Here is a 9514-nt window from a genome sequence, read left to right on the forward strand (position 1 = left end):
AATGTTTTTATTCAACTGTTACCGATTTCGCCAAGTTACGTGGTTTGTCGACGTCGCAATCACGACCGAGTGCCGCATAGTACGAGATCAACTGAAGTGGTAAGACTGAAAGTAATGGTGACAAGAGCGGCTCGACTGACGGGATGACGAATGCATCTGTCGGCAATTCGAGACCTTCTGAAGCGATGACACATGCGTTCGCGCCACGTGCGACGACTTCCTTGACGTTGCCTCGGTTATTGAGGTGAACGTGTGGTTGTGTCACGAGGGCGATGACTGGTGTGTTGTCTTCAATCAAAGCGATTGGACCGTGTTTCAATTCGCCGCCAGCGTAACCTTCTGCTTGGATGTACGAAATTTCTTTGAGCTTGAGTGCCCCTTCCATTCCGACATACGCATCTTGACCGCGACCGATGAAGAACGCATTGCGTGATTCAGACAAGTATTCTGCAGCGATTTCCTGGAACCGTTCTTTTTGTGACATGACAGATTCCATTGCGCTTGAAATTTTACCGAGTTCTTTCATAAGATCGAAGTTGACGTCGACGCCTTTTGCTTGAGCCAAGTCAAACGCGAGGACCGCAAGAACAGCGATTTGCGCTGTGTATGCTTTTGTTGAGGCAACTGCGATTTCAGGACCGGCATGCAACAAGAGTGTTGCATTCGCTTCACGTGACAGAGTAGATCCCGCGACGTTCGTGATTGTCAGTGCCGGGTGACCGAGTTTTTTCGCTTCGACGAGAACGGCACGGCTATCCGCTGTTTCACCTGATTGTGAAAGGAAGAGGAAGAGTGGTTTCTCTGTCAAGAGTGGCATGTTGTAGCCGAATTCAGACGAGATATGAACTTCTGTCGGAATCCCCGCGATTTGCTCGATCAATTGTTTCCCGATCAAACCGGCATGGTAGCTTGTTCCGCAACCGATGATGTAGACACGGTCACGTCCGAGGACTAAATCACGGACCGATTGATCGAGTGTGATGTCGCCAGCTTCGTTTTGGTATTTTTGAACGATGTTCCGGATGACGGCTGGTTGCTCGTCCATTTCTTTGAGCATGTAGTGCGCATACGTTCCTTTTTCGATATCAGATGCATCGATTTCAGCTGTATACGCTTCACGCTCTTGGACGTTTCCGTCTAAATCTTGGATTGTGACACTGTCACGCGTCAAGATGATCATTTCGCCGTCATGTAACTCAACGAACTGATCCGTTACTTGAAGCATGGCCATTGCGTCAGACGCAACGACGTTGAACGTACCGTCTCCGAGACCAACGAGAAGTGGTGATTTATTTTTTGCGATATAAAGAACGTCTGGGTTTTCTGCATCGATCAATGCGAGCGCATACGAACCGTGGAGCATACGAAGTGTTTGGCGGAACGCTTCCGTAACATCACCTGTTGCGTCAAAGTTCTTTTCAATCATCTGAACGATGACTTCTGTATCCGTGTCGCTGAGTAAATCGACATTGAGTTCTGCTTTTAACTGCTCATCGTTTTCGATGACACCGTTATGCACGAGTGTGAAGCGTGATGATGCACTTTGGTGTGGGTGGGCGTTCGGAACACTTGGTACACCGTGTGTTGCCCAACGTGTGTGACCGATTCCTACTGTACCATCTGCATCTGCAGGGACGACTTCGCGTAGCGCAGCGATGCGACCGACTTCTTTGTGAACCTGTACGCCGTCATTGACGAACGCAAGACCTGCCGAGTCATAACCGCGGTACTCGAGTTTTTCGAGACCCTTTAGTAAAATTTCTTTCGTGTTAACTTCTCCGATCATACCTACGATTCCGCACATATTGATTCTCTCCCATATCAAGTATTTCCCTGAAGAGGAAACGGCTCTTGTCGAGAGCTATCAGCACGTACTTGTTTGTCTGTCTAATCACTTAGACGATTTCAAGTACGTTTACGGTACTGATAAGGTACCGGGAGGCATCCGCCGAATGATTCGATAAACCTCCACCTCGTCAGCTGCCTATCACATAGTCAGCCCTGGCGCTTCTATTTCTGTCCGACTCCGTTTCTGTCCGACTTTACAATCATACGAACTTTAATTGGAAAAAGCAAGGAAGGTAACGTATTTGTAACTATTCCCGATATCTTTCTAAACAATACCTCTAATACCTAGATTTTGTAAAAAAGAATCGTTCTTCTTTATATTATTTGTCCACCTTCGAACGAATCCGTGTCCCTGTCCGACTTCTACAGGAAAAGGAAGCTTTGCTTCCGACAGGAACAGACGAGACCCGGTCAGCAACAAGCTGACCTCGGCTTGCGTTCCGCCTGAGAAAAGCGGGCAGAGGACAACGGGTTCGATATGAACACTATCCCCACTCCAGACCCACGCTATTTCTGAAACGAACCCGCGTCCCTGTCCGACTTCTACAGGAAAAGGAAGCTCCGCTTCCGACAGGAACAGGCGAGACCCGGTCAGCCCCAAGCTGACCGCGGCTTGCGTTCCGCCTGAGAAAAGCGGGTAGAGGACAACGGGTTCGTGCTATTTCCCCTCCCTAACATTCCTCCCGTACACAAAAAAAAGGAGCAGCACGAAGCTACTCCTTTTCGTTGACTCAGTTTTCTTGTAACGCGTAATTTTCACGCACGACGTTCGCAATCCGTTCGACGTACATGTCACATGCTTCTTGCGACTCTGCTTCCGCCATGACACGGACGAGTGGTTCTGTTCCAGATGCACGAACGAGAATCCGACCGTTCCCAGCCATTTCCGCTTCGACTTCCGCAATGATGGCTTGAACAGCAGGGCCGTTCATCGCCCCATTCTTATCCGACACCCGAATGTTGACGAGACGTTGCGGGAAGATCGGCATCTCGGCTGCGAGTTCCGATAACTTCTTGCCTGTCGCCTTCATGATTTGGAGCAACTGAACGCCAGACAACATGCCGTCGCCTGTCGTCGAGTAATCCATGAAGATGATATGACCAGACTGTTCGCCACCGAGCGTGTAGTCGTTTTTACGCATTTCTTCGACGACATAACGGTCACCGACTGCTGTTTGTAAGGCCGTCATACCGTGTTCTGCGACCGTTTTATGGAAGCCGAGGTTACTCATGACTGTTGCGACAATCGTGTTATCTTTCAAACGACCGATTTCGTTCAAGTATTTTCCGCAGATGAACATGATTTTATCGCCATCGACGATATCGCCGTTCTCATCGACTGCAATCAAACGATCGCCGTCACCATCGAACGAGAGACCGACGTCGGCACTTTTCTCTTTGACGAATGCTGCGAGGTGCTCCGGATGTGTTGACCCGACACCATCATTGATGTTCAAGCCGTTTGGTGTTGTACCGATTGTTGAGACTTCTGCTTCGAGGTCACCGAACAAACGTGGTGCAAGGCTTGATGTCGCTCCGTGCGCGCCATCGATTGCGACATGAATCCCTGAGAAATCTTCATCCGATGTTTGACGGAGCATATGGAGGTATTTTTGCGCGCCTTCATAATAATCGTGAACGAAACCAAGCTCTTTCCCGGATGGTCGTGGGAGTGTGTCTTCTGCTTCGTCGAGCAATGCTTCGATTTCAAGTTCTGTTGCGTCATTGAGCTTAAAGCCGTCTGTTCCGAAGAACTTGATGCCGTTGTCTTCGACCGGGTTGTGTGATGCTGAGATCATGACGCCCGCCGTCGCATCCATCGTTTTCGTCAAGTACGCGACACCTGGTGTCGAGATGACACCGAGACGCATGACTTCCGCTCCGATTGATAACAATCCTGCGATCATCGCGTTCTCGAGCATTTGACCCGAGACACGTGTATCGCGTCCGATTAAGACTTTCGGACGTGTGCTCTCATGTTTCGTCAACACGTACCCGCCAATCCGTCCAAGACGGTAAGCGAGTTCCGGTGTCAATTCTACGTTTGCGACGCCGCGTACGCCGTCAGTTCCAAAATACTTACCCATGTGCTATTTCCTCATTTCACTGATTGGTTTTAATTCGCCTGTACCGATGTCCGGGGAATCGTCTTTAAGGTGACGTCCATATTATCCGGCCGTAAGACATCAAATGCTTTAGATGTCTGATACGAAATCGATAAGCCGTGTGTGCCTTCTTTTAATCCTGTCACGTCGATGACGGCCTTGATGTCCGTCGTATCGATGGAAGCAAGATCTGCTTCACTGCCGCGTACGACAAGGTCGATCGTCTTTGCGTAGTCGACCGTATACTTCGACTCGTCAAATCCGTTTAACGTGACTGGGACGCCCGTGATCGTCTTCTCTGCCCGATCCTCGACCGTTTCCGTCGTCGATTTAGCATTTGTCTTCTCGATGACGATGCTGACCGTGATGGATGTCGGCTCCATCGCCGTGACATTATCCGGTTCGATGAGTTTCACGGTCTTATCCGTCGTCTCTGTCAATCCTTTCAGCGAGATCGCTGCTGTATCGACGGAACCGATCCGTGTCAATTCTTCCTTTGTCCCGTAAAGACGTGCTTCCGTGACGACAGGGACGATTTTGACGACGTTGTAGCCTTTTTTGACCGTATCTTTCGTTTTCACATTGATTGGGACCGTCTTACTTTCCTTATAGACCGGAACCGTTACTTCAAGTTGTTCCGGATCGTACGTCGCGCTGATGGCATTTCCGTTCGCATCCGTCGCCTTGACGTTAAAGGATTCCTTAAACGTCGATGCCCGGCCCGTGACATCAATCGGAACTTGGATCGCTGTGATTGCTTGAAGCTTTTCCGCTCCGCCCGTCACGGAAACGGTTTGTTGGTTCGGTTGTGCTTCACCGACGACATAACCTTCGGCGATTTTATTTTTATTGAGCAAGGCAACTTGAACAGGGACTTCCTTTGTGACTTTTTTATCGATGAAGACTTCGACCGTCTCCTGTTTTGGTGTCACTTCGACATCTTTCCCAAACCCCGTCGCCGTCACGCGAACGCGGTGGTATCCCGGGTCGAGTCCGTTCAAATCAAGCGATAACCCGAAGTCTTTGACGAGCCGTAACATCGTCAGACTGCTCGACGGTCCTTTGACCGTCGTTTCGATTGTATCTGGAATATTATAGGCGACCCACTGCGATTCATCATAATTCACTGTGACCGGTACGTCAAACGTCGTCGAGCCCTGACCCGCAATCGGCAACAGACTCGCAGCATCGCTTTTCCCGGTCGAATTCGAGCCTGCGACCATCAAATACAGCATGACGGCAAGCATGACCGCAACGATTCGTAAAAACCAGCGTTCATTGAACCATTTTTCGAACATTATTTTTTCGCCCCCATCCAGTTAAAGAAGGACGTACTCGCCGGTTCGACTTTAACAATCGTCTCCAGTAACTTCGCCCGAAGCGAGTCTTCGTCGAGTTCCCGGTAGAGACGACCGTTGATCGCGAGCGATACGCCACCCGTTTCTTCCGATACGACGAGCGTAACGCTATCTGTGACTTCACTGACACCAATCGCAGCTCGGTGACGTGTGCCGAGGTCTTTTGAGATATGGGCACTTTCCGAGAGCGGTAAATAACAAGCCGCTGCCGCAAGCTTCCCTTGCTGGACGATCACCGCCCCATCATGTAACGGCGTGTTCGGAATGAACAGGTTGATCAAGAGCTGGCTCGTGATTTGAGAACCAAGCGGAATTCCGGTTTCGACATATTCACTGAGACCTGTTTCTCGTTCGAGTGTGATCAGTGCACCAATTCGGCGCTTTGACATGTATTGTGCCGATGAGACGAGCGCATCGACGATTCGGACTTGTTCATCTTCGTCACTGATTGCACTACGTGAGAAGAATTTACTCGTTCGCCCAAGGTGTTCTAATCCTCGCCGGAGCTCCGGTTGGAAGATGATGATGATCCCGAGTAATCCATAGGTGATGATTTGATTCAATAAAAACTGTAAGGTCTTCAGTCCGAAGAAGCCGCTCAAAAACCAGCTGATCAGAATGACCGAAATCCCTTTAATCAATTGAACCGCCTTTGTGCCTTTGACGATAATCATCAGACGGTAGATGACGAATGTCACGACCGCGATATCAAGCACGTCGTTAATATAATCGTACCAGTGTACGTTTTCTCCCAGTTTCAACATTTGAAATTGAAGTGGTTGCCAGTTGAAGTAATTCACCAACCGTGCCCCCTATCTCATCTAATTTAAACAGCTTTCATTATAGCATAAAGGGACGAGTTAGACTCGTCCCAACTGATTAATCAAAGATTCGTTTAATTCCGTACCAGACGCGTTCGAACAACTGGTCAATCTCTTTGATTTCTCCCGTCACGTTTCCGGCACTTGCCGTATACGCCGTTCCGTCAACGGTCATGACGTCTCCATTGACTTTGCCTTCGATTCGGACATTTCCGCCTTCGACGTATAAATCTTGGTTGACCGTCACGCCTTTTGGAACAACGACTTCTCCATTTTCAGCGACGATGCCGGGAATGTTCGTATACGACAAGTCTTTATCTTCTTGCGTCATATAACCACCGAGGCTCCCGACCGACAATAACATGAAAATCGACGCGGCGGCGAGAAGCGGATACTGTTTCATCTTCCCTCCAAAACGAGAAGGTTTACGAAGCGGTGTCACATTCGATGTGTCCACCTGTTCAGGCAGTTGTGCCAGCACGCGGGAGGTAAAATCTGCCGATAACTTCGGCTTAGGAAGCGTGCGTAACTGTGCATCGAGGAGTCGATACTCTTCGAAGTCGTCCATCGCATTCGCCTCCCGTAACTCCGCTTCGAGTTGCTTAAAATCTTCTGGAGGTTGGTTGTGATCTAAATAATCTTGGATGCGCTCGTTTACGTGTTCTCGTGTCATGGTGAGATCCTCCTTCTCACCGTGTACCGAAGTGCTTCTTCAGCGCTTCTCGCCCACGGTGAATTCTAGTTTTGACTGTGGCGACAGGTAGGTCGATCATTTCACTGATTTCCTTTAATGAAAGATCTTCAATATATTTCAAGACAAGTGGAATCCGGTATTTTTCAGGTAAGGCCGCAATCGCGTCACCGACTGCACTCCGTTGTTCGGAATCGACGACTTGATCCTCCGGTAATTGCTCCTTACTTTCAAGCTGGGAATAAAGCGTCAGTCCTTCAGTGCCCGACATCTCGGCATCAAGAGAATAGTCCGGACGTTTCTTCCGTAAGCGGTCGATTGAGACATTTGTGACGATGCGATACAGCCACGTACGGAACTTCCATTGTGCATTATACGATTCAATCTTTGTAAATACGCGAATAAAGGCTTCTTGCGTGGCATCCTCTGCTTCCATCCGATCACGTAATACACGGAAGGCGACTAAAAATGCTCCTTCTTTATATAGATCAACAAGTGCCGCAAATGCATCACGGTCGCCTTGCTTCACTCGCTCAATCAAGCGTAGTGTTGTTTCTTCCACTTCAAATACCCCCCGCTCTATGCGGTCAATCTCTTATACGGAGTCGACCGATAAATGTTTCATCTCAATTTAAATTGTAACAAAAAAAACTTGAACCCCGATGAAAAGAGTTCAAGTTCTATCCATTATTTTACTAAATGTTGGTTTTTCATCGCCTGAAGTAAGTTTCCGATCAAGCTGTTCGCAAGAATTGCCGTTCCGTTTCCCTCTTCTAACAGCGGATTGACTTCGACGAACTCAGCTGCGATAAACTCATCGTGTGCCGCACAGTGATTCAAAACAATCTGCGCGTCTTCTAGCATCACTCCGTCCGCGACACGCGTTCCAGTTCCTTCGACTAAACTTGGGTCAAGACCATCCATATCGAAGCTTAAATAAAAGGCATCCGTCGTTTCCTTTAGATACGCGATCGCTTCTTCCATGATCGCTTCCATCCCCCGTGTCCGAATCGCTTCCATGTCATAGACCCGAATGCCGAGACGGTCAATCAATTCTTGTTCACCTGGATCGACGTCACGTAAGCCGATGAACACGAGGTGTTCCGGTTGTAATTTGACGTCCGTCCCCCCGATTTCTGTCAAACGCGCGTGCCCTTCCCCAAGAGCAACAGCGAGTGGCATTCCATGAATGTTACCTGACGGTGATGTCTCCGGTGTATTCAAATCACCATGCGCGTCAAACCAAATCGCACCGAGGCGTGGTACCACTTTACGGAGACCGGCGATCGTTCCGATTGCCATGCTGTGATCGCCCCCGACGAGTAACGGGAAACGTTGCTCGGATAGTGCGTCACGCACGAGTAGCTGTAAATCGTTCGTCGTATGAACGACACCTTCAAGGCGTTTTAACTTCGCATCTTCTTCTCGGACTGCATCTTCTGGTAAGACAGCCGCTTCCCCGTAGCGGACAGCTTCTTGTCCATGTGTTGCTAACGTCTCAAATAGACCGGCTTCTTCAACTGCTGCTGGTCCATGTTCTGTTCCAGGTTTTCCTTGACCGTAACGATATGGCACGCTGATATAGGCAATGTTCATCCCCGTATTCCCCTTTGCTTGTTTAAGTTACCTTAATTGTAAGCGGTAACACAAGACTGGTTCAACTCGACATCCCGACGCATGATTATACAGCTATCAGGGACAGGTTACACAACAAAAAAGCACCGTGAAGGGAATCACGGTGCTTTCGCGTACGTACTCTGGTTAACAGGCATTTCAAGTATAAAAAAACTTAAGACGAACGAAACTCGCTTAAGATCTTTAAGCAAAATTTGGTGGAGCCTAGCGGGATCGAACCGCTGACCTCCTGCGTGCAAGGCAGGCGCTCTCCCAGCTGAGCTAAGGCCCCAAAAAGATAAATAAAAAGCGGAAGACGGGATTCGAACCCGCGACCCCGACCTTGGCAAGGTCGTATTCTACCACTGAACTACTTCCGCAAGAAATGAGCCATGCAGGATTCGAACCTGCGACCCTCTGATTAAAAGTCAGATGCTCTACCAACTGAGCTAATGGCTCGACATGGTGGGGGGGGGCGGATTCGAACCGCCGAACCCGAGGGAGCGGATTTACAGTCCGCCGCGTTTAGCCACTTCGCTACCCCCCCAGTTTGTCTAGGAAATTCAATTAAAAAAACAGTGCCGGCAACAGGAGTCGAACCCGCGACCTACTGATTACAAGTCAGTTGCTCTACCAGCTGAGCTACACCGGCACAATATAATGGTGACCCGTACGGGAATCGAACCCGTGATACCGCCGTGAAAGGGCGGTGTCTTAACCGCTTGACCAACGGGCCATTGGCTCCGCAAGTAGGATTTGAACCTACGACCTACCGGTTAACAGCCGGTTGCTCTACCACTGAGCTATTGCGGAATAAAAAAATAAAATTGCCTGGCAACGTCCTATCCTCACAGGGGGAAGCCCCCAACTACTTTCGGCGTTCAAGTGCTTAACTTCCGTGTTCGGCATGGGAACGGGTGTGACCACTTGGCTATCGTCACCAGACGACGGGCTCGCGCCCTCAAAACTGAAGTCATCAACAATCATCTGCTAGAACAAGGCCTCGACCGATTAGTATCACTCAGCTCCGCATGTCACCATGCTTCCACCCGTGACCTATCTACCTCATCGTCTCTG

The 9514-nt window shown here is 49.4% G+C and carries 7 protein-coding genes, 7 tRNA genes and 2 rRNA genes; all 16 read right to left on the reverse strand.

Going from position 1 to position 9514, the window contains the following annotated elements:
• Nucleotides 1-7: 7 nt before the first annotated feature.
• Nucleotides 8-1804: a glutamine--fructose-6-phosphate transaminase (isomerizing) gene (gene glmS, locus KNQ04_RS12195; protein WP_214851042.1), complete on the reverse strand. Its 1797-nt coding sequence runs from the start codon at nucleotides 1802-1804 to the stop codon at nucleotides 8-10.
• A gap of 775 nt (nucleotides 1805-2579) precedes the next feature.
• Nucleotides 2580-3935 (reverse strand): phosphoglucosamine mutase, encoded by a 1356-nt coding sequence (glmM, locus tag KNQ04_RS12200; RefSeq protein WP_214851043.1) that lies wholly within the window; start codon nucleotides 3933-3935, stop codon nucleotides 2580-2582.
• Between the two features lie 29 nt (nucleotides 3936-3964).
• Entirely contained in the window at nucleotides 3965-5251 is a 1287-nt protein-coding gene (locus tag KNQ04_RS12205; protein WP_214851044.1) for a CdaR family protein, read from the reverse strand.
• A complete protein-coding gene (gene cdaA, locus KNQ04_RS12210; RefSeq protein WP_214851053.1) occupies nucleotides 5251-6075 on the reverse strand; it encodes a diadenylate cyclase CdaA in 825 nt (274 codons plus the stop codon). The genes KNQ04_RS12205 and cdaA overlap by 1 nt, the downstream gene beginning before the upstream one ends.
• 115 nt (nucleotides 6076-6190) lie before the next feature.
• On the reverse strand, nucleotides 6191-6805 hold the full coding sequence (locus tag KNQ04_RS12215; RefSeq protein WP_214851045.1) for a polymer-forming cytoskeletal protein: 615 nt from the start codon (nucleotides 6803-6805) through the stop codon (nucleotides 6191-6193).
• Between the two features lie 16 nt (nucleotides 6806-6821).
• Nucleotides 6822-7385 carry an RNA polymerase sigma factor SigW gene (sigW, locus tag KNQ04_RS12220; RefSeq protein ID WP_214851046.1) on the reverse strand — a complete coding sequence of 188 codons (564 nt, stop codon included), beginning with the start codon at nucleotides 7383-7385 and terminating at the stop codon, nucleotides 6822-6824.
• Nucleotides 7386-7510: 125 nt separating this feature from the next.
• Entirely contained in the window at nucleotides 7511-8419 is a 909-nt protein-coding gene (gene rocF / locus KNQ04_RS12225; protein WP_214851047.1) for an arginase, read from the reverse strand.
• A gap of 234 nt (nucleotides 8420-8653) precedes the next feature.
• Nucleotides 8654-8729: transfer RNA gene (locus KNQ04_RS12230), tRNA-Ala, on the reverse strand.
• 16 nt (nucleotides 8730-8745) lie between these two features.
• Nucleotides 8746-8817: transfer RNA gene (locus tag KNQ04_RS12235), tRNA-Gly, on the reverse strand.
• Nucleotides 8818-8823: 6 nt separating this feature from the next.
• Nucleotides 8824-8896, reverse strand: a tRNA-Lys gene (locus KNQ04_RS12240).
• A 4-nt stretch (nucleotides 8897-8900) separates the two neighbouring features.
• A tRNA-Tyr gene (locus KNQ04_RS12245) sits at nucleotides 8901-8984 on the reverse strand.
• Between the two features lie 32 nt (nucleotides 8985-9016).
• Nucleotides 9017-9089, reverse strand: a tRNA-Thr gene (locus KNQ04_RS12250).
• A gap of 9 nt (nucleotides 9090-9098) precedes the next feature.
• Nucleotides 9099-9173 (reverse strand) — tRNA-Glu (locus KNQ04_RS12255).
• A gap of 2 nt (nucleotides 9174-9175) precedes the next feature.
• Nucleotides 9176-9250: transfer RNA gene (locus tag KNQ04_RS12260), tRNA-Asn, on the reverse strand.
• Between the two features lie 16 nt (nucleotides 9251-9266).
• Nucleotides 9267-9382 (reverse strand): 5S ribosomal RNA (rrf, locus tag KNQ04_RS12265).
• Nucleotides 9383-9428: 46 nt separating this feature from the next.
• A 23S ribosomal RNA gene (locus tag KNQ04_RS12270) occupies nucleotides 9429-9514 on the reverse strand; the annotation flags it as partial.

Source organism: Exiguobacterium sp. s193 (genome assembly GCF_018618755.1).
Taxonomy (GTDB): domain Bacteria; phylum Bacillota; class Bacilli; order Exiguobacteriales; family Exiguobacteriaceae; genus Exiguobacterium_A.

Excerpts from the sequence above, each read along its gene's own strand:
- glmS (WP_214851042.1), bottom strand. The coding sequence starts at position 1,804 with ATGTGCGGAATCGTAGGTATGATCGGAGAAGTTAACACGAAAGAAATT.
- glmM (WP_214851043.1), bottom strand. The coding sequence starts at position 3,935 with ATGGGTAAGTATTTTGGAACTGACGGCGTACGCGGCGTCGCAAACGTA.
- KNQ04_RS12205 (WP_214851044.1), bottom strand. The coding sequence starts at position 5,251 with ATGTTCGAAAAATGGTTCAATGAACGCTGGTTTTTACGAATCGTTGCG.
- cdaA (WP_214851053.1), bottom strand. The coding sequence starts at position 6,075 with ATGTTGAAACTGGGAGAAAACGTACACTGGTACGATTATATTAACGAC.
- KNQ04_RS12215 (WP_214851045.1), bottom strand. The coding sequence starts at position 6,805 with ATGACACGAGAACACGTAAACGAGCGCATCCAAGATTATTTAGATCAC.
- rocF (WP_214851047.1), bottom strand. The coding sequence starts at position 8,419 with ATGAACATTGCCTATATCAGCGTGCCATATCGTTACGGTCAAGGAAAA.